The sequence below is a fragment of the Pseudaminobacter sp. Soil_N_29 genome, from assembly GCF_057656055.1.
The window spans coordinates 309,402-335,638 of sequence record NZ_JBDGLC010000003.1; the positions used below are offsets into that span (position 1 = coordinate 309,402).

Here is a 26,237-nt window from a genome sequence, read left to right on the forward strand (position 1 = left end):
ACCACCCCCCTCTGGCCTGCCGGCCATCTCCCCCACAAGGGGGGAGATCAGATGTCGCGACGGCTTTCGCCAATCCTCAACGTTGCAGGAAGGGCGGCAGCGCCGCAACTGCCAATCTCCCCCCTTGTGGGGGAGATGGCCGGCAGGCCTGAGGGGGGTATTTCCAGCCATCGGTTTCGCTCGCCTTACGGCGCCGCCACCTCCATCATGCCGGTCGAGGTGCGGGCCGAATATTGCGGCCTGTACATGTCCTCCACACTTGCGGCCGGATGGGCATAGAGGCCTGGCGTCACCGCGCGCACCACATAGGCCAGGGTCATTGCGCTGGCATCGCCGGCCTGCCGGTCGAAGGCGGCAACAAAACGGTCGTTGCGGAATTCGAGATGCGCGGGCTCCGTGCGCTCCAGCCACGGGAAGTTGGAAAGGTCGGCGCTGGACACCAGACCCGGATTGTCGATCTCGAAGCCGGCCGGCAGCAGGTCGGTCACCAGCACGCGCGATGGCCAGTTATTGAGCGCGTCGATCTTCAGAACCACGACGAAGCGGTGGTTCTGCTGAACGCTGGTGACGTTCGCCTCCGAGCCGTCGAGCGCGTAATATGTGCGCTGTATGTTGAAGCCATTGCCGCCGGCGGGCAGCGGCTGCGAAGGCGCTGCCACGGCGGTCACCACCGCCTGTACGGGCTCGCCGCCGGTGTTGGCGATCACAACCGGGTTGTCGGCCAGCACGCTCCCGTCGATGCGCTCGGAATAGACACCGCCATGCGGGGTGCCGTTGACGGTGAGCTGGATGGCCTCGTTGTCGGCCCGTAGCGCACGGGCGGCCAAGAGCATCCACGCCTGGTCCTGCGTGCTGAGATTCGCCGTGGCCCTGCGCTCGGCGGTCACGAGGCCGATCAGCTCCGGCACCACCCTCGGCGTCGGCCGGCTTTCGGCCGCCAGTGCCAGCATCCCGGCGCCGTCGCGCAGGCGCGAGCCATAGTCGGAGCGGGCGAGGTCGTGCGGCGTGGCCTTGGCCAGCGCCAGCGCGGCGCCGAAGGTCGCCTCCGAGCGCTGCTGGTCGCCATAGAGCGCAAGGCTCGCGGCCAGCTGCGCCACCGCCATCGGGCTCGAGAACGCTTCAAGCTGCGTGTCGGAATAATAACGCAGGTCGCCGATCGAGGCCTTCTTGTTGCGGGCCAGTACATAGAGCGCATATGCGATGTCGCTGCCGCGGCTCTGCAGGTCGGTGGTATAGGTCAGCGCGTTCTGCAAATTGTTCAGCGCCGACATCATGGCCTCGCGCGGCACGTCATAGTTCTTCTCTCGCGCGCGGGTCAGGAAGTCGGTGACATAGGCGTCTAGCCACAGGTCGCCCGAGCCCGGGGTCCAGAGGCCGAAGCCGCCCGCAGACGACTGGTTGTTGAGCACGCGGTAGATCGCATCCTGGATGCGCTGGCGCAGCTCCGGATCGTCGGCCATGCCGGCGCTCTGCGCCATCTCGCTGAGATAGAGCAGGGGAAGCGCCCGGCTGGTGGTTTGCTCGGCGCAGCCATATGGGTAGCGGTCGAGCGTCATCAGCAGCGATGGCACGTCGAAGGCCGCCGCGCGCGAAACGCCAATGCTGACATGGGCACCGTCGAGCAGGCTTGCGGCCAGAAGCTCGCGGTCGACGCGCAGGCTGCCGCCATTGGCCGGCAGGTCCACCACGGTGCGGGTGGTAACCGGCAGCTCGGCCGGACGCACCGGCAGCGACAGGGTCTGCTCGACGCTGACGCCGCTGTCATTGGCGAGGCGGATGGTGAGGCCCGCTTCGCCGGTCTCATGCGCGGTAAGCGGCAGGGTCAGCGACTGGCGCTTGCCGGACGTCAGCGTCACCTTGCCGGGAGCTGCGCCGCCGTCGACTGCGAGATTGCCGCTCGGCTCGATCGACAGGTTGTAGTCGCCCTCCGGCGCGTCGGTGTTGGCGATGTCGAGGCGCATCGTCGCCTGGTCGCCGGGCGTCAGGAAGCGCGGCAGGCTGGCGGTGATCACCACCGGGTCGCGCACGATCACGTCGGCCACGGCGTGGCCCACGGCCTCCCTGGTCCAGGCCACGGCCATAACGCGCACCGTGCCGTTGAACTGCGGCAGGTCGAATTCGACCGTCGCCCGGCCTTCGCCGTCCAGTTGCACCGGACCGGAGAAGAAGGCGACCAGCTTTTCGGTCGGCGGGCTACCCTCGACGGCCATGTTGCCGCCGTCGCCGCCGGTGCGCAGCCTGCCGGTGGTGCCGAGCGAGCCGTCGATCAGCCGGCCGTAGAGGTCGCGCAGCTCAAGCCCGAGCTGGCGCTGGCCGAAGAACCAGCTTTCCGGGTCAGGCGCCTGGTAGCGGGTGAGGTTGAGAATGCCGACATCCACCGCCGCGACCATCACATAGGCCTCACTGGCGGCGGACGTGCCGCTGACGGCAACGGGAATGGAAAGCCGGCGGCGCGGCTCGGTCTTTTCCGGCGGCGAAAGCGTGACGCCCAGCTGCTTCTCGCCCGGTTCGACCGCAAGCCATTTCACGCCGATGGCGCGGGCCGGCATGCGCGATTCCTGCGCATTGCCCGGCCGGTAGAGCGTGGCAGTCACATAGGCGCCGGCGCCCCAGTCGTCGCCGACCGGAATGTCCACCGTCGCGCCGCCTTCCGGCACAGTCGCGGTGAAGGTTCTGAGCAGCCGGTCGGCACCCACCGTCACCAGCAGCTCGCCGGCAAAGCGCGGCGAAACCTGCAGCTTGGCCGTCTCGCCGGCGGCATAGGCGTTCCTGTCCAGCGCGATCTCCAGCCCGTCCGGCGTCTCGGTCGAGGTGGCCTCGACGAACCAGCCGGCATCGAATTCATAGCTGGTCATAGGGCCGGCCGGATCTGCGGTCTCAACCTCCAGCCGGTAGCGGCCCCATTCGACCGGCAACGTAATGTAAGCTTCGCTGTCGGCGGCAAGGTCGATCTGGCCGTTGGCGATGGCGCGGGTGAAGGTCACCGGCTCATAGTTCCAGTAGTTGTTGGCGCGGTACCATTGGTAATTGCGCTCGATCTTGATGAGCGACCAGCGCGCGCCCTTCATCTCCTTGCGCTCGCCATATGCGCTCGTCGCAATGATGCTGAACCTGGCGGTCGACCCCTGCGGCACCTCGTTGCCGGAGAATTCGGGGCGGATGCCCAGCATGTCGCCTTGCGGGCGAACGGCGATGTCGAGCGCGCGCTCCACCGCGCGGCCGCCGCTTTCGCGCATGCGCACGGTGACGGCTGCGTTGAGAAGGCGTGTGGTCGAGGGCACCTGGTCGACCGCCACCGGGAACGTGGTCTTGCCGTCCTCGCCCGTCGGCGGCAGGTCCAGCGGAGTCCGCGTCGCCTCGCCCTCCTGCTCGTCGGCGAGCCCGAAGGAGAAGCCGGGGAAACGCTCCCAATCCCGCTTCGTGGAGACGGTGACCTCGCCTTCGAGCGCCAGGCCGGCGGCGGGCGCGCCATAGAGGAAGCGTCCGTCGACGGTCACGTTGGCCGCTTCGCCGGGCGCGATCTCGCTGCGGTCGCTGGTGAGGTCGAACTCGATGCGGTCGGGCACGAAATCCTCGACCAGGAACACCTGCCTGGCCACCGCGGGCTGCTTGGGGTCGGTGTGGATCGCCACGTTCCAGGTACCGCGCATGGCGTTGACCGGCAGGGTCAAGTCCACGGCATGGCCGCCGGCCTTGCCGCCGTCGGAGATGATCCGGCGGTCTTCCACGCCATCAGGTCGCGTGAAGATGAAGGTGAGCGGCAGGTTCTCCACCGCCCTGGCCGCCTCGTCACGGGCAAGGGCGGCCACATGCACCTCTTCGCCGACGCGGTAGATGCCGCGTTCGGTCCAGGCATAGACGTCGAGTGCGGCGGGCGCGGCGCGGCCGGCGACGCCGCGGTCGGAAAGGTCGAAGCCGGCGCGCGTCATGTCGAGGAAGACGAAGTCGCTGTCGCCCTGGCTGGCCATCAGCACCGCCGGCACCATGCCGCCGGTGCCGCGCGTCAGGCCAGGCGTGAAGGTGGCGCGGCCTGCCGCATCGGTCGTGGCCTTGCCCAGCACCTCGTTGTTGCGGGCAAGCAGCGTCAGCTCCACGCCCGGAAGCGGCTGCGCAGTGCCGAGCGAGCGGGCAAAGACGTTCAGCCCGTCCTGGCCGGTATAGGTCGACAGGCCGATGTCTGAGACGACGAACCATTGCGTGGCGCGGGCTTCATAGCTCTCGCTGCGGTCGTTCTGCGGCTGCGCGGTGAGCACGTAGACGCCGGGCCTGCGGTTGGGCAGCGCCTCGTCGATCGGGAAGCTGGTGGTGACTTCCTTGTTGAGCTCGTTGCCGGCAGTCTCGATCTGGCCTTCCCAGATCGGCTCGCCCATCTGGTCGGAAACACTGGAAATGTCGTAGCCGTCGAGCTGGCGCAGGAATTGGTAGCCGGACAGAAGCTGGGCCAGCGACCGGTCGCCAATGCGGAAGAGCTTCACATCGGCAACGGCGGTGTTGACGCTGACCAGCGGAATGCCGCGCCGCGCCGTGGCGGGCAGGACAAAGCTGTCGCCGGTGAAGCGCACGGAAGGCGAGCGGTCCTTCACATAGATCGACAGCGTCACCGGCGCGGCCAGCGCCTCGCCGACCGCCGCCGGCAGGCCAGCACGGAAGGTCACGCGGTAATGGCGGCCGTGTTCCAGACCCTCGACGCAGATCTGCTTGTCCTTGGCCTCGATCGCCTTGGGGGTGGCGTCGTCCAGCTTCACAAAAGAGGTGTAGTCAACGCCTGTTCTTACCAGATCCTCGGAGAACTGGGCGCAGATGCGCGGCGCGGCGGCATCGCTGTCAACCGAATGGTCAACGATGCGAAAGCCCTTGCGTGCCTTCAGGTCCTCGTATTCCGCGCGCACGGAAGCGGAGTTTTCAAGCGCCAGGCTTGCTTCAAAGGCCTGCAGGGCAGGGCGGTAGAGTTCGCGCTTGTCTAGCCCCGCGGCCATTACGGCAAGAGCCTCGGCGCGCGCTGCTGCGCTACGCGAAAGCTGGTAGCCGTTCCATGCGGCCGAGGTGCCGTCTCGCTGAAGCCTGACGGCCTCTTCCTCGTTTGCCGGCGCCGTACCTAGGATGGCGCGGGCAAGCTCGATCCACAGCGCGCCGTCGTCGGGTGCGGTGGCGACTGCCGAGGTAAACTTCTGCATGGCGGTGCGCGGGTCACCGTTGCGCATCGCCTCGCGTCCGGCGTCCGTCAGGGCGGCAAGGCCTTCCTCGCCCACCGGCACCGAACCGTTGGTCAGGCTGGCGTGAAAGCGGCGGGCCTCATCCACCATGTTTGCGGCGAAGAAGGACAGCGCGGGCGGCGCGCCGATGTCGGGTGCGCTGTCGCGCAGCACCACCTTGCCGGCAACCGCGCCGGGGAAGGGGTTGAGGTGGCTGAAGTCGGACTTCAGGAAGCACCACTTCGCCTTGGGGTTGTAGGTGAAGGCGCGGCAGGCGCTGTCGCCCAGGCAGGTGCTCTGGCACTGGTCGAGCGTGACATTCTGCACGGAGCGAAGGTCGAAGCCGAAATAGTCGCTGTCGGGCGTCGTGGCGATTGCGCGGGCTTCGACCGCCAGCGCCGGCGACCATGAGAGAAGCATGGCAAGGAGTGCGAAAGCCGACCAGATACGAGCAGCGCGAATTGCCATGAGCTTCCTCCGGACTCTGGTGCCTTCCCGCGTCCATGATCAAGAGCACTGGCTTTGCTTGTCAACACGGACGCGGCCGCAGGCTAGCCCACGCACATGTGATTTGTACGTCAGCCTGCTGCAGCGCGGGTTTCTTGCGAGTGTTGCGTGCCCGCGGATAGTAGCTTCCGCCACTTTCCACAGGTTTTGGCCCCGAGGGCGAAATAAGCCGGTAGGCAAGGCAGCGTGAAGCCTTGGCTGGCCCCACGTTGAGCCCGATCTGGTGCTGTTCGCTTTTCGGATTTGGCCGTAGTTTCTATGGCTCGCGAAAAAAATGCTCGAATCTGCCGCTGACTACCAATTTTGCGGCATTCTTGTCGTATTCGCGCCACCCGCTCCCCATCCAAAGTTGCACTCTTGCCTGCAAGTTTCGAGCTCTCGCTTTTTGACATTGGCGAGGGGATACGAAATGCTAATCGGCGGAAAGCCAACAATGGGAGAACAATAATGTCTTTCTACAAGAGCAACGCGGATGTAGTGCCTGATCACATTCGCGAAATGGCCAAAGACGTGAAGGCGGGAAAAGTCGACCGCCGTGAGTTTCTTGCTTTGGCGAGCGTGTTCGGCGCTTCCACGGCCATGGCCTATGGCATGATAGGCCTTGCCGCACCCACCCCGGCTCGTGCCGAGGAGCCCAAGAAGGGCGGCGTGCTCAAGATTGCCATGTTCATCAAGGCGCCCAAGGACCCGCGCATGGCCGACTGGTCCGAAATCTCCAATTCGCAGCGCCAGTCGCTGGAGCCGCTGGTCAAGTATACGCGCGACTATACTTTCGAGCCCTATTTGCTCGAAGGCTGGGAAGTGAACGACGACGCCACCGAATATGTACTGAAGGCGCGCAAGAACGCGACCTGGACGAATGGCGATGCCTTCAACGCCGACGACGTGATCTACAACCTCAACCGCTGGTGCGACAAGAAGGCCGAAGGCAACTCGATGGCCGCGCGCATGGGCACGCTGATCGACGAGGCCACCGGCAAGGCCCGCGAAGGCGCCATCACCCGGGTCGACGACCACACAGTCAAGATCAAGCTGGCCGCCTCCGACATCTCCTTCATTCCCAACCTGACCGATTATCCCGGTCTTGTCGTGCACCGCACCTTCGACGAGACGGGCGCCGACTTCACCAAGCACCCGATCGGCACCGGCCCGTTCGAACTTGTCTCCTTCGATGTCGGCCAGCGCGTGGTCTACAAGCGCCGCACGGACAACAAGTGGTGGAACGGCGACGTCTATCTCGACGGCGTCGAGTTCATCGATTACGGCACCGACCCCGCCGCGACCGTGAGCGCCTTCGAGTCCGGCGAAATCCACGCCAACTACGAGACGACCGCCGACTATGTGAACATCCTCGACGGGCTCGGCCTGGTGAAGTCCGAAGTGGTCACGTCGACCACGCTGGTGGCGCGCACCAACGTCAACAACAAGCCCTATGACGACCAGAAGGTGCGCAACGCCCTGCAGCTTGCCGTCGATAACGAGACGATCCTGCAACTCGGCTATGGCGGTGCCGGCTCGGTGGCGGAAAACCACCATGTCTGCCAGATCCATCCAGAATATTTCGCCCTGCCGCCGATCAAGCGCGACATCGAGAAGTCCAAGGCCCTGATGGCGGAAGCCGGCCAGGCCGACTTCGAGCATGAGCTGATCACGGCCGACGAGGACTGGCACAAGAACACCGGCGACGCCATCGCGGCCCAGCTTCGCGAGGCCGGCATCAAGGTCAAGCGCACGGTTCTGCCGGGCTCGACCTTCTGGAACGACTGGACGAAGTATCCCTATTCCATGACCAACTGGAACATGCGGCCGCTCGGCGTGCAGGTGCTGGCGCTGGGCTATCGCAGCGGCGAGGCGTGGAACGAGACCGGCTGGTCCAACAAGGAGTTCGACGAGAAGCTCAACAAGGCCCTGGCCGTCGCCGATGCCGAAAAACGCAAGGCGATGATGGAGGACATCGAAAAGATCCTCCAGGATTCCGGCATCATCATCCAGCCATACTGGCGCAAGCTCTACAACCACTCGGTGGCCGCGGTGAAGAACCACGGCATGCATCCGACCTTCGAGATTGACGTCGGCAAGGTCTGGCTCGACGAAGCCTGAGCGCATTGATGGCGGGGGAGGCGCTCGCGCGTCTTTCCCGCCTTTCCAACTGGGTTGATCCGCGTCGCTGAATTCATGAAACTGGCCGCAGGTCGTGAGGCGGTCCGCCTCCGCCGGTACGTCCAGCCCGGACGGCTTGTGAGCGCATCCGCCGGGCGGGCCCTTCGGCCGGCTCATGAATCGCGGCCCGCCCGAAACCCGACAGGCAGGGGCACGCATGCTTGCATTCATTCTCCGCCGGCTCGGCACCATGGCATTGACCATGGTCTGCCTGACGCTGGTCGTTTTCTTCCTCGTCAATCTCGAACCCAACCTGAAGAAGCTGGCGATCAGCCAGACCGAGCAGCGGGCCACCGCCGAGCAGCTCGAGAGCTGGCTGGTGAAGAACGGCTACCGGCAGAATTTCTTCGTCCGCTACGGCCAGTGGCTCGGCGTGCTGCCCAAGCAGCCCAACATCGACCCCGCCACCGGCAAGGCCGTGCCGCGCTTCCGCTTCTGCAACGAGCCGGACGTGCCGACCTTCTCCGGCGTTTTCCAGGGTGATTTCGGCTGTTCGACCAAATTCCGCGCCCCGGTGGCCGAAAAGCTATTCCCGGCGCTGGGCGCCACCGGCATCCTGATGTTCTGGGTGATGGCGACGATGGTGCCGATCTCGCTCCTCATCGGCATACTCGCCGGCATGCGCGAGGGAAGCCGCACGGACCGCGCGCTGTCCGTGGCTTCCATCACCACCACCGCGACGCCCGAATATGTCTCGGGCATCATCTTCACCGTCATCTTCGCCTCCTGGCTCGGCTGGCTGAACGGCTCGGCTGCGACGGCAACTGCGCAGGGCGTCACCTTCTACAATTTCACCCTCCCGGTGATGACCATGGCGATCTACGGCATCGGCTACATCGCCCGCATGACGCGTGCCTCGATGGTGGAGGTGATGACGCAGCAATATATCCGCACCGCCCGGCTGAAGGGCCTGAGCTTTTCCGGCGTCGTCGTCAAGCATGCGCTGCGCAACGCGCTGATTGCGCCTTTCACGGTCATCATGCTGCAGTTCCCGTGGCTGCTCACCGGCGTCGTCATCGTGGAGGTGATGTTCCGCTACCAGGGGTTTGGCTACACGCTGGTCGAGGCGGCGAGCAACAACGACATCGACCTTCTGCTCGGCTGCTCGCTGGTTTCCGTCTTCGTCGTGCTGTTCACGCAGCTTATCTCCGACCTGGGCTACGCCTATCTCAATCCACGCATCAGGGTGCAGTAAGATGAGCGGATTGGAATATCTCTCGACCACGCAGATCGTGCTCGGCGCCCTGGCGCGGTTCTGGCCCGTCTGGGTGGCGCTTGCCCTGGTGCTGGCGGCCAGCTTCCGCTTCCGGAAACGCCTCGGCCTCTATGGCCAGATCTTCGAAAGCGGCGTCGGCGTTGCCGGGGTCACCATCTGCCTGTTCTGGCTGTTCACGGCCATGTTCGCCGGCCACGTCGCCACCTTTGATCCGCTGGCGCAGGTGCCCGTCATGAAGGATGCGCTGCCGGGTGCCATCGATCCGGCCTCGGGCATGCCCTATCTCTTCGGCGGCGACAAGCTCGCCCGCGACGTCTTCAGCCGCATGGTCTATGGCAGCCAGATCGTTCTCGCCATCGCGCCGGCGGCCACGGCGTTTGCGCTGATGGTGGGCATCACGCTCGGCCTGCCGGCCGGATACTATGGCGGCAGGATCGACACGGTGCTGTCCTTCCTCGCCAATCTGGTGCTGGCCTTCCCGGTGATCCTGCTGTTCTACCTGCTGGTCACGCCGGGCATCATGGACACGCCCATTCCCTATGCGATGGCCGGGCTGTTCTTCGTCTTTCCGATCGTGTTCTTCTGCGTGCTGTTCTACACGCGCTTCAAGAGCCGGCCGGAGCGCCTCTACATCCTGCTTGCCCTGACGCTGCTCGTCGGCGGCTGGGTCTATGCCGGCCTGGTGTTCAACGCCGATCCGCTCGGGCTGATCAGCATGGCGCCCAACGAGCTGAACATCTTCGTGGCCGTGGTGTTCGCCTCCAGCCCCGGCGTGTTCCGCATCGTGCGCGGGCTCACCATGGACATCAAGACGCGCGACTATGTGGCGGCGGCGCAGACGCGCGGCGAGGGGCCGTGGTACATCATGCTGTGGGAGATCCTGCCCAATGCGCGCGGGCCGCTCATCGTCGATGCCTGCCTGCGCATCGGCTACACCACCATCCTGCTCGGCACGCTTGGCTATTTCGGCCTCGGCCTTGCGCCTGAAAGCCCCGACTGGGGCACGGCCATCAAGGACGCCAGCCGCCTGCTGCGCTCGGCCGTGCACCCGGCGCTGCCGCCCACCATCGCGCTGATGTCCTTCGTGCTCGGACTGAACTTCCTGGCCGACGCGCTGCGCGAGCAATCGCTGAAAGACTGATGGAGGCAACCATGAACGAAGCCGCCAGGACCACGGACACCGTTCAGGGCGTCGAACCGATCCTCGAGATCGAGAACCTCTCCATCTCCTTCTTCACGCGCGCCGGGGAAATTCCGGCGGTGATGGATTTCTCCTGCACCGTCATGCCGGGCGAGGCCATGGGCATTGTCGGCGAAAGCGGCTGCGGCAAGTCCACCGTGGCGCTCGGCGTCATGCGCGACCTTTCCAATATAGGCAAGATCGTCGGTGGCCGGATCAAGTTCCAGGGCCGCGACATGGCCGAGATGTCGGAGAAGGAACTGCGCGCCATCCGCGGCAACAAGATCGCCATGATCTACCAGGAGCCGATGGCGAGCCTCAACCCGGCGATGAAGGTGGGCAAGCAGCTCATGGAAGTGCCGGTCATCCATGAGAAGGTCTCCAGGGACGAGGCCTACAAGCGCTCGGTGGAGATGCTGAAGGCCGTGCGCCTGCCCGACCCAGAACGGCTGATGAAGTCCTATCCGCACCAGCTTTCCGGCGGCCAGCAGCAGCGCATCGTGATTGCCATGGCACTGCTTTCCAAGCCGGCGCTGCTGCTGCTGGACGAACCGACCACCGCGCTCGACGTCACCGTGGAGGCCGGCATCGTCGATCTGGTCAAGGCGCTGGGCAAGGAGTTCGGCACGGCGATGATCTTCGTGTCGCATAATCTCGGCCTGATCCTGGAAACCTGCGACCGCATCACGGTCATGTATTCGGGCGAGGCGGTGGAGACCGGCAAGGTCAAGGACGTTTTCGACCGCATGCGCCACCCCTATACGCAAGGGCTGTTTCGCTCGATTCCGCTGCCGGGCGCCGACAAGAATTCGCGGCCCCTGATCGCCATTCCCGGCCAGCTGCCGCTGCCGCATGAGCGGCCCAAAGGTTGCAATTTCGGCCCGCGCTGCCATCACTTCGTGGAAGGCGTCTGCAACGCAGCCGAAATCCCGATGTTGCCAGTGGAAGGGCACGACAATCATTTCAGCCGCTGCGTGCGCTTCGACGAGATCGACTGGTCGGCGGTGCCGGAAGGGGCGAAGACTGGCAAGGAACCGGTGCGGCCCGGGCAGCCGGTACTCGAAATCGACGAGCTGAAGAAATACTACAAGGTCTCGGCCAACGAGGTGTTCGCCAGCAGCGAGGGCCGCGTCGTCAAGGCCAATGAGGAGATCAGCTTCGAGGCGCGCGAGGCCGAAACGGTCGCGATTGTGGGCGAAAGCGGCTGCGGCAAGTCCACATTGGCCAAGGTGCTGCTGGGGCTGGAGACGGCGAGTTCGGGCAAGGTCACCCTCGCGGGCCGCGAGATCCAGTCCACCCCGGTCGAGGAACGCGACGTCGACACCGTATCGTCCATCCAGATGGTGTTCCAGAACCCGTTCGACACGCTGAACCCCAGCCATTCGGTCGGCTCGCAGATCATCCGCACGCTGGAAAAATTCAAGGTCGGCAAGAGTGCTGCCGAGCGCCGGCAGAAGATGTTCGAGCTTCTGGACCTGGTGAAGCTGCCACGCGCCTTTGCCGAGCGCATGCCGCGTCAGCTTTCCGGTGGGCAGAAGCAGCGCATCGGCGTGGCGCGCGCCTTTGCCGGGCATGCCCGCGTAGTGGTGGCCGACGAGCCGGTTTCGGCGCTGGACGTGTCCGTGCAGGCTGCGGTGACCGAACTTCTGATGGATATCCAGCGCGAGCAGAAGACGACGATGCTGTTCATCAGCCACGATCTTTCGGTGGTGCGCTACATCGCCGACCGCGTGGTGGTGATGTATCTCGGCCATATCGTGGAGCAGGGCACCACCGAGCAGATATTCTCGCCGCCCTATCACCCCTACACCGAGGCACTGCTTTCGGCGATCCCGATTGCCGACACGAGTGTGGTCAAGAAGCGCATCGTGCTGGAGGGCGAAATCCCCTCGGCCATGAACCCGCCCACAGGCTGCCCGTTCCAGACCCGCTGCCGCTACAAGCACCTGGTGCCGGACAATCTGTGCGAGACCAAGGTGCCGCCGCTCAAGGAGCTCGGCGGCGGCCACAAGAGCCTGTGCTGGCTGTCGGACGAGGTGCTGGCCAAGATGGAGCCGGTGATCAGCTTCGAGCGGGACGATAACATGCAGGATCCGGCCGCATCTGCCCGCTGAATATGGTCTGAAACCGGGAGAACCCTATATAAGTCGGTGCAAGTGCATGACCGCACCGGAGTTGGTGCGGCGCAGTGGAGTGCGTGCGATGCCGGCTTTGCGGAATGTGTCGGGGTTGATGGTGGCAGTCCTGGGGGCGACGGTGCTTGGGGGCATGACCCAGGTTTTCGCGGCCGAACGGGGAGGGGGGGCAGGGCGCAGTTCCGCGCCGCCGCCGCAGATCCTGGTACCTGACGATTCCCAGTCGCTGCGCGACGAGCAGATGCGTGAGAATTACCAGCTGCAGCAGCAGATCTACCGCGATCAGGACCGTCCGCGCATCAGCCCGCAGCCGATGGATGTGCCGATCATGCGACCGCGCGGGCAATAGGGCAGCCGAAGATCTGGGCTGTTGACTAGGCTACGCGGCAAATCCCGGAATTTTCGAGAATGCCCGCCGGCGGTGATGCGCGCAGCAGATGCAGTTCCCACGAAAATATGAGCATAAAATTCATGTTTTCATATAGTCATTTCAGGTAGTTACTTCGAAAATTGACCAATTGATAAAAAAATAAACTGTGCTAGCCTTTCCCAAAACCACAATAATGGGGAACTGAAATGGCCGAAGGTCAGTTCAAGGAAGGCATAGCCGCCGGAAGGCTTGCCGCCGCACAGTATGCGGAGAATTTTTCCGATCTTCATCCTCCGTTGGATCATCACGAAGCCCTGGTAGAAGCGGACCGCTGCTACTTCTGCTACGATGCGCCCTGCATGCAGGCCTGCCCGACCTCCATCGACATTCCGATGTTCATCAGGCAGATCGCCACGGGCAATCCGCTGGGCTCGGCCAAGACCATCTTCGACCAGAATATTTTGGGCGGCATGTGCGCTCGCGTCTGCCCCACCGAGACGCTGTGCGAAGAGGTCTGCGTTCGCGAAGTCGCCGAAGGCAAGCCGGTGCAGATCGGCCGCCTGCAGCGCTACTCCACCGACATCGCGATGGAGCAAGGCAAGCAGTTTTATCAGCGCGCGGAACCGACCGGTCGCAAGATCGCCGTGGTCGGCGCCGGACCGGCCGGCCTCGCCGCCGCGCATCGCCTGGCGCGTTACGGCCACGAGGTGACGGTTCTCGAGGCCAGGCCGAAGTCCGGCGGTCTCAATGAATACGGCATTGCCGCCTACAAGAGCACCGACGATTTCGCCCAGGCCGAGGTCGACTATGTCACGGCAATCGGCGGCATCACCATCGAGAACGGCAAGGCGATGGGCCGCGATTTCCATCTCGCCGACCTCACCGCGAACTATGACGCCGTGTTCCTCGGTCTCGGCCTTGGCGGCATCAATGCGCTGCGGGCCGAAGGCGAGGATGCGGCAGGCGTTGAGAACGCCGTCGAATATATCGCTACGCTGCGCCAGGCCAGCGATCTCGGTTCGTTGCCCGTCGGCCGCCGCATCGTCGTCATCGGCGGCGGCATGACCGCCATCGACGTGGCCGTGCAATCCAAGCTGCTCGGTGCCGAAGAGGTGACCATCTGCTACCGCCGCGGGCAGGAGCACATGAACGCCTCCGTGTTCGAGCAGGATCTGGCGACCGCCAACGGCGTCGTCATCCGCCACTGGATGCAGCCCAGGCGGGTCGTCTCGGAAGGCGGCAAGGTGGTGGGCATCGAGCTCGAATACACCACCATGAAGGGCGACAAGCTCGCCGGCACCGGCGAGATCGTGCGGTTGGCTGCCGACCAGGTGTTCAAGGCGATCGGCCAGGCCTTCGAGCCCGCGTCGGTGAACGGCTCCGGCGCAAGCCTTGCCATGGAAGGCGGACGCATCGTCGTGGACGATCAGGGCCGCACCTCGCTGGCCAAGGTCTGGGCCGGCGGCGACTGCATCCTCGGCGGCGAGGACCTCACCGTTTCGGCAGTCGCGCAGGGCCGCGACGCTGCCGAAAGCATTCACCGGGCACTCACCGCGAACGGGAGGGCGTGAGCATGGCTGACATTCGCAACAACTTCATCGGCATCAAGTCGCCCAATCCGTTCTGGCTGGCTTCCGCGCCGCCCACCGACAAGGCCTACAATGTCGAGCGCGCCTTCAAGGCGGGTTGGGGCGGCGTGGTGTGGAAGACGCTGGGCGAGGACGGTCCGCCGGTCGTCAACGTCAACGGCCCGCGCTATGGCGCGATCTGGGGCGCCGACCGTCGCCTGCTCGGCCTCAACAATATCGAGCTGATCACCGACCGCGACCTGCAGACCAACCTGCGTGAGATGAAGCAGGTGAAGATGAACTGGCCAGATCGGGCGCTGATCGCCTCGATCATGGTGCCCTGCGTGGAGGAAAGCTGGAAGGCGATCCTGCCGCTGGTGGAGGAGACCGGCGCCGACGGCATCGAGCTGAACTTCGGCTGCCCGCACGGCATGTCCGAGCGCGGCATGGGCTCGGCGGTCGGCCAGGTGCCTGAGTACATCGAGATGGTGGTGCGCTGGTGCAAGCAGTACACGCGCATGCCGGTCATCACCAAGCTGACGCCCAACATCACCGACATCCGCAAGCCGGCGCGGGCGGCACATGCCGGCGGCACCGACGCGGTGTCGCTGATCAACACCATCAACTCGATCACCGCGGTCGATCTCGACAGCTTCTCGCCCGAACCCTCGATCGACGGCAAGGGCAGCCATGGCGGCTATTGCGGCCCGGCGGTAAAGCCGATCGCGCTCAACATGGTGGCCGAGATCGCCCGCGATCCGGAAACCCGCGGCCTGCCCATCTCGGGCATCGGCGGCGTCACCACCTGGCGCGATGCGGCCGAGTTCCTGGCGCTGGGTGCCGGCAATGTACAGGTCTGCACCGCGGCCATGACCTACGGCTTCAAGATCGTGCAGGAGATGATCGCCGGCCTTGAGAACTGGATGGACGAGAAGGGCCACAAGACGCTGGACGACGTGATCGGCCGCGCCACGCCCAATGTCACCGACTGGCAGTATCTCAACCTCAACTACATCGCCAAGGCGCATATCGACCAGGACGCCTGCATCAAGTGCGGCCGCTGCCACATCGCCTGCGAGGACACCTCGCACCAGGCGATCACCAGCATGGTCGACGGCGTGCGCCACTTCGAGGTGATCGAGGAGGAGTGCGTGGGCTGCAATCTGTGCGTCAATGTCTGCCCGGTCGAAGGCTGCATCACCATGGAGCCGCTGGCGGTGGGCGCGCTGGACAAGCGCACGGGCAAGACGGTTTCGCCCGACTACGCCAACTGGACCACGCATCCCAACAACCCGATGGCGCGCCAGGCGGCGGAATAAGGTTCCTCCCGGCCAGGCGGAATCCCGAAGGGGGAAGGGAGGCCGCCTGGCCACAGATTTGCAGAACTGGTGGGCCTTTGGTCCGCCAGTTTTCTATTTGCATAATTGACGATAAAAAACATCCAGGATATAAAATATCCATGAATAGGATTTGCAAGCCATGAAGCTGAGTGAAGGCGTTGAAGCGGCGATCCATTGTGCGGCTGCTCTGACCGGCATGGAAGAGGGTGCAACCATGCCGGGCGCCGCACTGGCCGAGCAGTTCGGCCTCTCATCCAGCTATCTCTTGAAGCATCTCAATGCGCTGGTCGCTGCGGGCATTTTCGAATCCGTGCCGGGGCCCACCGGCGGGTACAGGCTGGCTCGTGCGGCCGAGGAAATTTCGCTGTTCGACATCGTGCTGGCTATCGAAGGGCCGCAACCGGCCTTCCGCTGCGGGGAGATACGCCAGCGCGGCCCGGCAAGGCTGCCGGCTTCGGCCTATGTGAAGCCGTGCGGCATCAACGCCGCGATGCTGCGGGCGGAGAAGGCCTATCGGGCAGCGTTGGCGGCCGAGCGCCTGTCCGACATCGTGGCCGAGTATCTGGCGGAAGCCGACCCCCGTTCCGTGGCAGCCAACTGCGCCTTCGTCGCGCGCCATCAGCGTGTGCAGAAATCGTCGTCAACCAAGCGATAGAGAGAGGAAATGTCGTGAAGCCAAGACTGAATTTTTACAAAGCTGCTCCCGAGCTGATCAGGGAGGTGCGCGCCCTCAACAAGGCCGTGGACGAATGTGGGCTGGAAAAGAGTCTCCTGCACCTGATCAAGCTGCGCGCCTCGCAGATCAATGGCTGCTCCTATTGCGTCGACATGCACAGCCGCGAGGCGCGCCACGACGGCGAGACCGAACAGCGGCTCTATCTCGTCGCGGCCTGGAAGGAGTCGCCATTGTTTTCCGAGCGCGAGCGCGCCGCCTTCGCATGGGTCGAGGCGGCAACGCTGATTTCTAAAGGTGGCGTTTCCGACGAGCTTTACGAGAACACGCTCAAGCACTTTTCCGAGCAGGAACTGGTCAAGCTCACGGTGGCGGTGGGTATGATCAACATGTGGAACAGGCTGTGCGTGTCGTTCCACTCCATCCATCCTGTTGCGAAGGCCAAGGCCGCGTAACGCTTCGATCAACTCGACATCAAAAGCGCAGTGCGGCCCCGCGGCCGCCTGTTGAGGCGTCTTGCCCCGCGTCCCATGCGGTGCTTTGCTGTGCGCAGACAGGGAGGAAGGGGATGCGATCCATTTTTCTTGGGCTTGCCGTCGCAGCGTGCCTGCGGTGCGGCGGCGCCTTCGCTGAGGAAGCGACGTTCGATCAGTTGCAGGCGATCGACATCGACAATGCCAATCCCGAGTTCGTTTCCGACATGTTCGGCCCGTGGACGATCAGCAACGCTGCGGGCGACAAGCATTGCATGGTCGTCCTGAAGCGCGAGCTGACCATCGGCGGCATGGAACTGGAACTCGCGCCCGACTGCGCCGCGAGCTTCCCGGTTCTGGACGACATCACCGCATGGCGGCTGCTGGAAGGCTGGGCGATCGATCTGGTCGATGCCGAGCGCAGGACGCGCATCCGCTTCGAGACGCCGGACGACATCTATGTCGCGTTCCCCGATACGGATGGCGTCTTCACGATCCAGCCCGCGCCCAAGGGCTGAGCGGAGGCAAGAAGGCGGGCCGCCGTCCGAAGAAGGCAAGCCGTCAGACCTCCTTGGTGTCGAAGAGGAAGAGCTCGGCGCCGCCATCCGCAAAGTTGGGAATGTCCCCGGCAGCCGCCTGGCCTTCGGGAGAGGTCAGCGCCGTTTCGATCTCCGCCATGGAGCGGAACTCCAGCACTGCGACCAGGTGATAGGGCGCCGAACCGGCAGGGGTGGCAACTGCTCCGTCACTCACCTCATATTTGATGACACCGGGTATTTTCCTGGCCAGCGGGACATGCGTGGAAAAATAGTAGCGGTCGAAGGCCGCCGGGTCCTTCGGCGTCCTGTACATCACGATCAGCTTCGCCATCGCCGTCTCCTCCATCGCTCCCGTCGAGCGTGGCCGGACCCGCCGGCTGCCGCTGCGGGGAGGTCTGGTCACCATGGTCGAAGCCTGGCCCGGTGGATAGCCGGACGATAGTCCTGCGCGGCCGTCATTGCTCAAGCCTTGTGCGGCGCCAGCCCGTGGATGAACAGGTTTTCCAGGAAGCGGGCCGCGTCTTCGAAGCGGCCTTCGCCGCTCCGGTCAGGCCCCAGCACGGCGCGCACCTGCACGTCGAAGTCGGCATAGTGCTGGGTCGTGGCCCAGATGGCGAAGATCAGGTGCCACGGGTCGGTCTTGACGATCTTGCCGGCGCGCATCCAGCTCTTGATGATCTCGGCCTTCTCGTCCACCAGGGTTTTCAATTCGCCCTCCAGCATCGGCATGATGCGCGGCGCGCCCTGCAGGATCTCGTTGGCGAACAGCCGGCTTTCGCGCGGGTAGTCGCGCGCCATCTCCAGCTTGCGGCGGATGTAGCCGCGAATCTCGGCGATCGGGTCGCCGCTGTCGTCCAGCTCGCGCAACGGCGCCAGCCAGGTGTCCAGCAGCCGCTCCATCAGCGTCTCGTAGATGTCTTCCTTGCGTCGGAAATAATAGAGCAGGTTGGGCTTCGACATGCCGGCGGCTTCGGCGATCTGGTCGATGGTCGAGCCGCGGAAACCATGCGTAGAAAACACCTCCAGCGCGGCTTCCAGGATGAGTTCACGCTTTTCCTGCTGGATGCGTGTGCGGCGCGGCGGCGCGGCGCTTTCCATCGTCATGGAAGCCTCCTGGCGAGGGCGCGGGCCACTCGGCTGTGGACTAATTCGCTGGACCAGTTCCTCTTGGTCCGTGGAACGCGATTTGGCGCGCGCATATGGGCTAGTATTCCCTTGACCGCCTGTCTGGCGGTGCTAACGTTTGTCCAACCGGTCAAAAATTGCGTAACACAGAAGTGTTGCAAAGACCAAGCGTTGGCCGCATCGAAACAGGGGACCGCAGAAGGAAAGCTTGGTTATGTCTAACAGAAAGAACGTCGCTCCGAACGACCTCAGCGCATTCTGGATGCCGTTTACGGCAAACCGTCAATTCAAGCAGGCGCCGCGCATGCTCGTCGGCGCCAAGGACATGCACTACACGGCAAGCGACGGTCGCAAGATCCTCGACGGCACTGCCGGCCTGTGGTGCGTCAACGCCGGCCACTGCCGTCCCAAGATCACCGAGGCGATCCAGCATCAGGCCGCCGAGCTCGACTATGCGCCCGCCTTCCAGATGGGCCACCCGATCGTGTTCGAGCTGGCAAACCGCCTGGTCGACATCGCGCCGGCCGGCATGGACCATGTGTTCTTCACCAATTCCGGCTCGGAATCGGTCGACACCGCGCTGAAGATGGCGCTGGCCTACCAGCGCGTGAAGGGCGAGGGCTCCCGCACCCGCCTCATCGGCCGCGAGCGCGGCTATCACGGCGTCAATTTCGGCGGCATCTCGGTCGGCGGCATCGTCACCAACCGCAAGATGTTCGGCACGCTGCTCGCCGGCGTCGACCATCTGCCGCACACCCATCTGCCGGCCAAGAACGCCTTCACCAAGGGCGAGCCGGAGCATGGCGCGGAGCTCGCCGACGAGTTGGAGCGCATCGTCGCGCTGCATGACGCCTCGACGATCGCGGCCGTCATCGTCGAGCCGGTGGCCGGTTCCACAGGCGTTCTCATTCCGCCGAAGGGTTATCTGCAGCGCCTGCGCCAGATCTGCGACAAGCACGGCATCCTGCTGATCTTCGACGAGGTCATCACCGGCTTCGGTCGTCTTGGCACACCGTTCGCGGCCGACTATTTCGGCGTCATCCCCGACATCATGACCACCGCCAAGGGCGTCTCCAACGGCGTGATCCCGATGGGCGCGGTGTTCGTGAAGAAGGAAATCCACGACGCCTTCATGAATGGCCCCGAGCACCTGATCGAGTTCTTCCACGGCTATACCTATTCGGGCAACCCGATTGCCTCGGCCGCCGCTCTCGGCACGCTCGACACCTACAAGGAAGAGGGCCTGCTGACGCGCGGCGCCGAACTGGCGCCCTACTGGGAAGAGGCGCTGCACTCGCTCAAGGGCGAGCCGCATGTCATCGACATCCGCAACATCGGCCTCGTTGGCGCGATCGAGCTGGAATCGATTCCCGGCCAGCCCAGCAAGCGCGCCTTCTCGGCCTTCGTGAAGGCCTTCGAGCGCGGCGCGCTGATCCGCACCACCGGCGACATCATCGCGCTGTCGCCGCCGCTGATCATCACCAAGGGCCAGATCGATGAACTCATCGATCATGTCCGCGAAGTGCTGAACATGATCGACTAAAACAATGATGCCGGGAGGCGAGGGTCTCCCGGCATTTTTCTGTTCGAACAGGGGGAATGAAAAGAATGGCCGCGCCGGGCGAGAATCTGCGAATCAATTCAGAACGCTTGTGGGATTCGCTGATGGAAATGGCGAAGATCGGCCCCGGCATTGCCGGCGGCAACAACCGCCAGACTCTGACTGACGCCGACGGCGAAGGCCGGCACCTCTTCAAGAGGTGGTGCGAGGAAGCGGGCCTCGAAATGGGCGTCGACGAGATGGGCACCATGTTCGCCCGCCGCGAGGGCACCGACCCTGACGCGCTTCCGGTCTATGTCGGCAGCCACCTCGACACCCAGCCTACCGGTGGCAAGTTCGATGGCGTGCTTGGCGTTCTGGGCGGCCTGGAAGTCATCCGTACCCTGAACGATCTCGGCATCAAGACAAAGCATCCCATCGTCGTCACCAACTGGACGAACGAGGAAGGCACCCGCTTTGCCCCGGCCATGCTGGCTTCCGGCGTGTTCGCCGGCGTGCACGAGCAGGACTGGGCCTATGACCGCAAGGATGCCGAAGGCAAGCGCTTCGGCGACGAACTCGCCCGCATCGGCTGGAAGGGCGACGAAAAGGTCGGTGCGCGCAAGATGCGCGCCTTTTTCGAATTGCATATCGAGCAGGGGCCGATCCTCGAGGACGAGGAAGTCGAGATTGGCGTCGTTACCCACGGGCAAGGGTTGAAGTGGCTGCAGGTGACGCTGACTGGCATGGAGGCGCATACCGGCTCGACGCCGATGTACAAGCGCCGCAATGCCGGCCTCGGCATGGCGCGCGTGACCGAGCTGGTGCACGAAGTCGCGATGGACTACCAGCCCGACGCCGTCGGCGCGATCGGCCACATGGAGGTCTATCCGAACTCGCGCAACATCATCGCCGGCCGCACGGTCTTCACCATCGACATCCGCTCGCCCGACAAGGAAGTGCTGGACGAGATGGACATGCGCATCCGTGACGGCATCTCGACGATCTGCGAAGCGCTCGACATTTCTTTCGAGATCGAACAGGTCGGCCATTTCGACCCGGTCACCTTCGACGAGGGCTGCGTGAAGGCGGTCCGCGACGCGGCCGAGCGGCTGGGCTATACCCACCGCGACATCGTCTCTGGCGCCGGCCACGACGCCTGCTGGATCAACCGGGTGGCGCCGACGGCGATGGTTTTCTGCCCATGCGTCGACGGGCTCAGCCACAATGAGGCCGAGGAAATCTACCCGGAATGGGCAGCCGCCGGCTGCGACGTGCTTTTCCACGCGGTGGTGGAGACTGCTCAGATCGTGGAGTAAGATCACGCAGGAGAATACCGGGCCGACGCGCCACAAAGAAGCGCGCGGCCCGCAAGAAGGGGAACACGGGAGAATGAGGAGCACCTTCACCTACGGCACATAGCGACCGGTCGCCATGCGGCGGCCGCAAGGTCGCGCGCTCAACGATCCGGTCCTTCAGCAGGGCGGGAAACGCTTTCTTGCGACCTGCGAATTCGAGTCGGGAAACGGCTTCAAGCCTTTGTTTTCCCAGGGCTCGGTCGGCGCGTGCCTCATGCCCCTTCGAATACGCTTTGTCGATCAACGGAAATTGGAAAGAGCCAGCTTGCAGCCAGCACACAACAATACCGTCATCGAAGCCAGTAAGCTTGGGCTTACCTTCCAGACCAATGACGGGCCCGTCAGGGCGCTTTCGGATGTCGACCTCTCCATCGGCAAGGGGGAGTTCGTTTCCTTCATCGGCCCGTCGGGATGCGGCAAGACCACCTTCCTGCGCGTGATCGCCGACCTCGAAAGGCCGACCTCGGGCACGATCTCCATCAACGGCATGACGCCGCAGCAGGCGCGCGAGGCGCGCGCCTATGGCTACGTGTTCCAGGCCGCAGCGCTGTTCCCATGGCGCAGCATCGAGAACAATGTCGCGCTGCCGCTGGAGATCATGGGCATATCCAGCAGCGAGCGGAAGGCGCGCATCAGGCGCACGCTCGACCTCGTCAACCTGTCCGGCTTCGAGAAGAAATATCCGTGGCAGCTCTCCGGCGGCATGCAGCAGCGCGCCTCGATCGCGCGTGCTCTGGCATTCGATGCCGACTTGCTTCTGATGGACGAGCCCTTCGGCGCGCTCGACGAGATCGTGCGCGACCACCTCAACGAGCAGCTTCTAAAACTGTGGGACCAGACCAACAAGACGATCTGCTTCGTCACCCATTCCATCCCGGAGGCGGTCTATCTCTCCACGCGCATCGTGGTGATGTCGCCGCGCCCGGGCCGCGTCACCGACGTGATCGAGTCGACCCTTCCGCGGGAGCGGCCGCTCGACATCCGCGAAACGCCCGAGTTCCTGGCCATCGCCGCGCGCGTGCGCGACGGCCTGCGCGCGGGGCACAGCTATGACTGACGCGGCTATGCTAAATTCCCCTCCCCCTTGTGGGGAGGGGTTAGGGGTGGGGGTGCTTCTCATGCCAACGGCCATTCGATCTGCCGCTATTCGCCGCGCCAGGCTGCTGCGGCGCAACATGACCGAAGGTGAACGTAAGCTCTGGTCGGAACTGAGGGAATTTCGTCGACTTTACGGCATTCACGTTCGTCAGCAGGCTCCCATTGGTCCGTATGTTGTTGATTTCGTGATCCACGAACGACACCTCGTCATCGAGGTCGACGGCGAACATCACTTCACGACCACTGGCCTCGTTCGCGATCGCATACGTGATGAATGGTTCGCAGCCCAAGGCTACAATACATTGAGGTTCAACACCGGCGAACTGTCTGACTCTTTTGAAGGGTGCGTCGTAGAGATCCTGCACGAGCTTGGCCTCTTTCCAAAGTCGGAAAATACCCCCACCCCTAGCCCCTCCCCACAAGGGGGAGGGGAACGAATTAACTGCCTTCGTGACAATAATTTCTCTGTCAACACGATCGGGGAGAGGGTGGCCGCGCAGCAGCCGGGTGAGGGGAACTTCTCAAGCAAGGGGGCCAAGGAATGACCATGGCCTCGAATGTCCTCGCGCAGTCCCCGGCAAAACAGGTCGGTATCTTCTCGCGCATCGTCGCTGGCAGCGTCTTTCCGGTGCTGTCGATCCTGGCGGCGCTGGTCGTGCTTTGGTACGTCTTCGCCGTTGTCATGAATGCACCGTTCCAGCGCGATCTCGACCGGCGCGCGGGCGAAGCGCCCGGCTTCGTTGAATTCGTCGGCAAGACGCTGTCGCAGCCCAAGCCGACGCTGCCGGCGCCGCACCAGGTGGCTTCGAACTTTTTCGAAAACACTTTTATGCGGAAGATCACCAGCAACCGCAGCCTGGTCTATCACGCCTGGGTGACGCTCTCCTCCACCATGCTCGGCTTTGCCTTCGGCACCGTGCTCGGCATCCTGATCGCGGTCGGCATCGTGCATTTCGTGGCGCTCGACCGCAGCCTGATGCCCTGGATCATCGCGTCCCAGACCATTCCCATCCTGGCGATCGCGCCGATGGTGGTGGTGGTGTTCGCGGCCATCGGCATCACCGGCCTTGTGCCCAAGGCGCTGATCTCGACTTATCTGTCGTTCTTCCCCGTGGCCGTGGGCATGGTGAAGGGCCTGCGCTCGCCCGAGATCATGCACCTCGACCTCATGCACACCTATAACGCCAGCGCCTCGCAAACCTTCTGGAAGCTGCGCGTGCCGGCATCGATGCCGTATCTGTTCGCCTCTATGAAGGTCGCCGTGGCGGCAAGCCTTGTCGGCGCCATCGTCGCCGAACTGCCCACAGGGGCGGTCGCCGGCATCGGCGCCAAGCTGCTCGCCGGCTCCTATTACAGCCAGACCATCGAGATCTGGTCGGCGCTCGTGGCCGGTTCGATCGTTGCGGTGCTGCTGGTCACGCTGGTGGGCGTTGCCGGGCGCATTGTCGAGCGTTCTATGGGCGGGAGGCCGGCATGAGCGGGTTCAGGATTTCCTGGCAGGCGGCGCTGGTGCTCGTACTGTGCGCGATAGCCGCCGCCAAACTGCCCATTGCCGGCGTGGTCGGGGCCGAGCCCTTCGGCTCGGGCACGACGGCCGCGATATTCGCCCTGATCGGGGCGGCGGCTCTGCTGTCCATGTTGCCGCTGTCGGCCGGGCTCGCGGCGGCGATCCTGTTCGTCGGCGCGCATGGAGCGGCGTGGCTGCTCATATCCGGCATCGCCGGCAGCGAAGGCGCGGCACATGCCTCGTTCTTCCTGCTGGTGGGGGCCGCGTGGCTTCTCGCCTGGCGCTGCGTGACCGTGCTTTCGGCGATGCGGCCGCAAAACCGCACCGCAAGCACGCTCCTGCGGCTGCTGATCCCGACCATCTTCGGCGCGTGGATCCTGATCATCTGGGAGACGGTGACGCGCGGGGCGGGCATTCCCTTCGTGCTGCTGCCGCCGCCCAGCGCGGTCGCTGCCCGCTTTGCCAACTCGCTGCCTGTGCTGTGGGCGGACGTCAACCAGACCATCTTCCACGCGGTGATCTTCGGCTACGTCATGGGCTGCGGCGCGGGTTTCGTCGTCGCCATCCTCGCCGACCGCGTGGACTTCCTGCGGCGCGGGCTCTTGCCCATCGGCAACATGGTCTCGGCGCTGCCGATCATCGGTGTGGCGCCCATCATGGTCATGTGGTTCGGATTCGACTGGCATTCCAAGGCGGCGGTGGTGGTCATCATGACCTTCTTCCCGATGCTGGTGAACACGGTAGCCGGGCTTGCCGCCTCCGGCCACATGGAGCGCGACCTGATGCGCACCTATGCGTCCGGCTACTGGCAGACGCTGTGGAAGCTGCGCCTGCCGGCCGCAGCGCCGTTCATCTTCAACGCATTGAAGATCAACTCCACGCTCGCGCTCATCGGCGCCATCGTTGCCGAGTTCTTCGGCACCCCGGTGGTGGGCATGGGCTTCCGCATCTCCACCGAGGTCGGGCGCATGAACGTCGACATGGTCTGGGCCGAGATCGCGGTTGCGGCCCTTGCGGGTTCGATATTCTATGGCGTGGTTGCCCTTGCGGAAAGGGTAGTCACGTTTTGGCATCCGTCTGTCCGTGGTGGGTAGGCGAACTTCAGAGGGTGTAAAAATGAAGAAACTGATAGTTTCAATGCTTGCCGGCGCCATGTCGCTGGCGGCTGCCCAGGCCTGGGCGGCCGACAAGGTGACCCTGCAGTTGAAGTGGGTGGCGCAAGGGCAGTTCGGCGGCTATTTCGTCGCCAAGGACAAGGGTTTTTATGAAGAGGAAGGCCTCGACGTCGACATCAAGCCGGGCGGGCCGGACATCGCGCCCGAGCAGGTGATCGCCGGCGGCGGCGCCGACGTCATCGTGACCTGGATGGCGGCTGGCCTGTCGGCGCGCGACAAGGGCGTGCCGCTGGTGAACATCGCCCAGCCCTATGCGAAGTCCGGCCTTGAACTGATCTGCCCGAAGGATGGCCCGGTCAAGTCCGAGGCAGACTTCAAGGGCCACACGCTCGGCGTCTGGTTCTTCGGCAACGAGTACCCGTTCTATGCCTGGATGCACAAGCTCGGCTATTCCACCGAAGGTGGCCCGGACGGCGTGACGGTTCTGAAGCAGAGCTTCGACGTGCAGCCGCTGGTGCAGAAGCAGGCCGACTGCATCTCGGTCATGACCTACAACGAATACTGGCAGGCCATCGACGCCGGCTTCAAGCCGGAAGACCTCATCGTCTTCAATTACTCGGAACTGGGCAACGACCTGCTCGAAGACGGCCTCTACGTCATGCAGGACAAGCTCCAGGACCCGGCCTTCCAGGACAAGATGGTGCGCTTCGTGCGCGCTTCGATGAAGGGCTGGAAGTATGCGGTGGAGCATCCGGATGAGGCCGCCGAGGCCGTGATGGACGCCGGCGGCCAGGACGAGAACCACCAGAAGCGCATGATGGGCGAGGTGGCCAAGCTGATCGGCGACGGCAAGCTCGACAAGGCTCTCTACGAGCGCACGGTGAAGGCGTTGCTCGACCAGAAGATCATCACCAAGGAGCCGGAAGGCGCCTACACCACCGAGATCACCGACAAGGCGCTCTGAGGACGCTCAGTGCCGCCGCAACCTGGCTGGCGGCGGGTTGATGACAGGGCCGGCAAACGGCCAGCCGACCTCGCGGGGGACGGCAAAAAGGGGCGGGCAACCGCCCCTTTTTCTTGGCAGTGCGGCAACCTTCCGGCACCCCTGCCGTTAGAGCAGCCATACCGGAAGCGCTGGTTC

At 64.3% G+C, this 26,237-nt stretch carries 20 protein-coding genes; 17 read left to right on the plus strand and 3 right to left on the minus strand.

All coding sequences use genetic code 11. The features are described from left to right. Positions 1-185 precede the first annotated feature (185 nt). Entirely contained in the window at positions 186-5,660 is a 5,475-nt protein-coding gene (locus AC3A4H_RS10115; RefSeq protein ID WP_487766575.1) for an alpha-2-macroglobulin family protein, read from the minus strand. Between the two features lie 486 nt (positions 5,661-6,146). Between AC3A4H_RS10115 and AC3A4H_RS10120 the strand changes: the two genes are divergently transcribed. The 10 genes from AC3A4H_RS10120 (at position 6,147) to AC3A4H_RS10165 (ending at position 17,332) form a co-directional block, all read left to right on the plus strand. Next, positions 6,147-7,799 carry an ABC transporter substrate-binding protein gene (locus AC3A4H_RS10120; RefSeq protein ID WP_348777416.1) on the plus strand — a complete coding sequence of 551 codons (1,653 nt, stop codon included), beginning with the start codon at positions 6,147-6,149 and terminating at the stop codon, positions 7,797-7,799. A 217-nt stretch (positions 7,800-8,016) separates the two neighbouring features. Further along, positions 8,017-9,054: an ABC transporter permease gene (locus AC3A4H_RS10125; RefSeq protein ID WP_487766576.1), complete on the plus strand. Its 1,038-nt coding sequence runs from the start codon at positions 8,017-8,019 to the stop codon at positions 9,052-9,054. Position 9,055: 1 nt separating this feature from the next. Continuing rightward, positions 9,056-10,216 carry an ABC transporter permease gene (locus tag AC3A4H_RS10130; protein ID WP_487766577.1) on the plus strand — a complete coding sequence of 387 codons (1,161 nt, stop codon included), beginning with the start codon at positions 9,056-9,058 and terminating at the stop codon, positions 10,214-10,216. 11 nt (positions 10,217-10,227) lie between these two features. Then, positions 10,228-12,369 (plus strand): dipeptide ABC transporter ATP-binding protein, encoded by a 2,142-nt coding sequence (locus tag AC3A4H_RS10135; RefSeq protein ID WP_487766578.1) that lies wholly within the window; start codon positions 10,228-10,230, stop codon positions 12,367-12,369. Between the two features lie 88 nt (positions 12,370-12,457). Beyond that, positions 12,458-12,739, plus strand: coding sequence for a hypothetical protein (locus AC3A4H_RS10140; RefSeq protein WP_487766579.1), 282 nt, complete (start codon positions 12,458-12,460; stop codon positions 12,737-12,739). A 227-nt stretch (positions 12,740-12,966) separates the two neighbouring features. Then, a complete protein-coding gene (locus AC3A4H_RS10145) occupies positions 12,967-14,331 on the plus strand; it encodes an NAD(P)-dependent oxidoreductase (RefSeq protein WP_487766580.1) in 1,365 nt (454 codons plus the stop codon). A 2-nt stretch (positions 14,332-14,333) separates the two neighbouring features. Continuing rightward, positions 14,334-15,647, plus strand: a complete 1,314-nt coding sequence (preA, locus tag AC3A4H_RS10150; RefSeq protein WP_487766581.1) for an NAD-dependent dihydropyrimidine dehydrogenase subunit PreA — start codon at positions 14,334-14,336, stop codon at positions 15,645-15,647. Positions 15,648-15,807: 160 nt separating this feature from the next. Next, positions 15,808-16,323 carry an RrF2 family transcriptional regulator gene (locus tag AC3A4H_RS10155; RefSeq protein ID WP_487766582.1) on the plus strand — a complete coding sequence of 172 codons (516 nt, stop codon included), beginning with the start codon at positions 15,808-15,810 and terminating at the stop codon, positions 16,321-16,323. Between the two features lie 14 nt (positions 16,324-16,337). Then, the gene (locus AC3A4H_RS10160) at positions 16,338-16,796 is read left to right on the plus strand and encodes a carboxymuconolactone decarboxylase family protein (RefSeq protein WP_487766583.1); all 459 of its coding nucleotides are present in this window, start codon (positions 16,338-16,340) and stop codon (positions 16,794-16,796) included. A gap of 113 nt (positions 16,797-16,909) precedes the next feature. Beyond that, the gene (locus tag AC3A4H_RS10165; protein WP_487766584.1) at positions 16,910-17,332 is read left to right on the plus strand and encodes an AprI/Inh family metalloprotease inhibitor; all 423 of its coding nucleotides are present in this window, start codon (positions 16,910-16,912) and stop codon (positions 17,330-17,332) included. Positions 17,333-17,375: 43 nt separating this feature from the next. Here the strand turns inward: AC3A4H_RS10165 and AC3A4H_RS10170 are convergent, their stop codons facing one another. Further along, positions 17,376-17,684 (minus strand): EthD family reductase, encoded by a 309-nt coding sequence (locus tag AC3A4H_RS10170; protein WP_487766585.1) that lies wholly within the window; start codon positions 17,682-17,684, stop codon positions 17,376-17,378. A gap of 131 nt (positions 17,685-17,815) precedes the next feature. Next, complete coding sequence (locus AC3A4H_RS10175) at positions 17,816-18,451, minus strand: TetR family transcriptional regulator C-terminal domain-containing protein (RefSeq protein ID WP_487766691.1); 636 nt, start codon at positions 18,449-18,451, stop codon at positions 17,816-17,818. 241 nt (positions 18,452-18,692) lie between these two features. On the opposite strand from AC3A4H_RS10175, the gene aptA reads away from it, so the two are divergent. The 7 genes from aptA to AC3A4H_RS10210 all read left to right on the plus strand — a co-directional run bounded on the left by aptA (position 18,693) and on the right by AC3A4H_RS10210 (position 26,060). Further along, the gene (gene aptA / locus AC3A4H_RS10180; RefSeq protein ID WP_487766586.1) at positions 18,693-20,021 is read left to right on the plus strand and encodes an omega-aminotransferase AptA; all 1,329 of its coding nucleotides are present in this window, start codon (positions 18,693-18,695) and stop codon (positions 20,019-20,021) included. 65 nt (positions 20,022-20,086) lie between these two features. After that, on the plus strand, positions 20,087-21,337 hold the full coding sequence (locus AC3A4H_RS10185) for a Zn-dependent hydrolase (RefSeq protein ID WP_487766692.1): 1,251 nt from the start codon (positions 20,087-20,089) through the stop codon (positions 21,335-21,337). A 304-nt stretch (positions 21,338-21,641) separates the two neighbouring features. Continuing rightward, positions 21,642-22,433 carry an ABC transporter ATP-binding protein gene (locus AC3A4H_RS10190; RefSeq protein ID WP_348777405.1) on the plus strand — a complete coding sequence of 264 codons (792 nt, stop codon included), beginning with the start codon at positions 21,642-21,644 and terminating at the stop codon, positions 22,431-22,433. A gap of 61 nt (positions 22,434-22,494) precedes the next feature. Further along, complete coding sequence (locus AC3A4H_RS10195) at positions 22,495-23,019, plus strand: endonuclease domain-containing protein (RefSeq protein ID WP_487766587.1); 525 nt, start codon at positions 22,495-22,497, stop codon at positions 23,017-23,019. Further along, entirely contained in the window at positions 23,016-23,951 is a 936-nt protein-coding gene (locus AC3A4H_RS10200; RefSeq protein ID WP_487766588.1) for an ABC transporter permease, read from the plus strand. The genes AC3A4H_RS10195 and AC3A4H_RS10200 overlap by 4 nt, the downstream gene beginning before the upstream one ends. Further along, positions 23,948-25,075, plus strand: a complete 1,128-nt coding sequence (locus AC3A4H_RS10205) for an ABC transporter permease (RefSeq protein ID WP_487766589.1) — start codon at positions 23,948-23,950, stop codon at positions 25,073-25,075. Before AC3A4H_RS10200 ends, AC3A4H_RS10205 begins: the two co-directional genes overlap by 4 nt. 22 nt (positions 25,076-25,097) lie before the next feature. Then, positions 25,098-26,060, plus strand: a complete 963-nt coding sequence (locus tag AC3A4H_RS10210) for an ABC transporter substrate-binding protein (RefSeq protein WP_348777401.1) — start codon at positions 25,098-25,100, stop codon at positions 26,058-26,060. The last annotated feature ends 177 nt before the right edge of the window (positions 26,061-26,237 follow it).

Coding starts and splice junctions, on each gene's coding strand:
- AC3A4H_RS10115 (WP_487766575.1), bottom strand. CDS start 5,660: ATGGCAATTCGCGCTGCTCGTATCTGGTCGGCTTTCGCACTCCTTGCC.
- AC3A4H_RS10120 (WP_348777416.1), top strand. CDS start 6,147: ATGTCTTTCTACAAGAGCAACGCGGATGTAGTGCCTGATCACATTCGC.
- AC3A4H_RS10125 (WP_487766576.1), top strand. CDS start 8,017: ATGCTTGCATTCATTCTCCGCCGGCTCGGCACCATGGCATTGACCATG.
- AC3A4H_RS10130 (WP_487766577.1), top strand. CDS start 9,056: ATGAGCGGATTGGAATATCTCTCGACCACGCAGATCGTGCTCGGCGCC.
- AC3A4H_RS10135 (WP_487766578.1), top strand. CDS start 10,228: ATGAACGAAGCCGCCAGGACCACGGACACCGTTCAGGGCGTCGAACCG.
- AC3A4H_RS10140 (WP_487766579.1), top strand. CDS start 12,458: ATGCCGGCTTTGCGGAATGTGTCGGGGTTGATGGTGGCAGTCCTGGGG.
- AC3A4H_RS10145 (WP_487766580.1), top strand. CDS start 12,967: ATGGCCGAAGGTCAGTTCAAGGAAGGCATAGCCGCCGGAAGGCTTGCC.
- preA (WP_487766581.1), top strand. CDS start 14,334: ATGGCTGACATTCGCAACAACTTCATCGGCATCAAGTCGCCCAATCCG.
- AC3A4H_RS10155 (WP_487766582.1), top strand. CDS start 15,808: ATGAAGCTGAGTGAAGGCGTTGAAGCGGCGATCCATTGTGCGGCTGCT.
- AC3A4H_RS10165 (WP_487766584.1), top strand. CDS start 16,910: ATGCGATCCATTTTTCTTGGGCTTGCCGTCGCAGCGTGCCTGCGGTGC.
- AC3A4H_RS10170 (WP_487766585.1), bottom strand. CDS start 17,684: ATGGCGAAGCTGATCGTGATGTACAGGACGCCGAAGGACCCGGCGGCC.
- AC3A4H_RS10175 (WP_487766691.1), bottom strand. CDS start 18,451: ATGGAAAGCGCCGCGCCGCCGCGCCGCACACGCATCCAGCAGGAAAAG.
- aptA (WP_487766586.1), top strand. CDS start 18,693: ATGTCTAACAGAAAGAACGTCGCTCCGAACGACCTCAGCGCATTCTGG.
- AC3A4H_RS10185 (WP_487766692.1), top strand. CDS start 20,087: ATGGCCGCGCCGGGCGAGAATCTGCGAATCAATTCAGAACGCTTGTGG.
- AC3A4H_RS10195 (WP_487766587.1), top strand. CDS start 22,495: ATGCCAACGGCCATTCGATCTGCCGCTATTCGCCGCGCCAGGCTGCTG.
- AC3A4H_RS10200 (WP_487766588.1), top strand. CDS start 23,016: ATGACCATGGCCTCGAATGTCCTCGCGCAGTCCCCGGCAAAACAGGTC.
- AC3A4H_RS10205 (WP_487766589.1), top strand. CDS start 23,948: ATGAGCGGGTTCAGGATTTCCTGGCAGGCGGCGCTGGTGCTCGTACTG.
- AC3A4H_RS10210 (WP_348777401.1), top strand. CDS start 25,098: ATGAAGAAACTGATAGTTTCAATGCTTGCCGGCGCCATGTCGCTGGCG.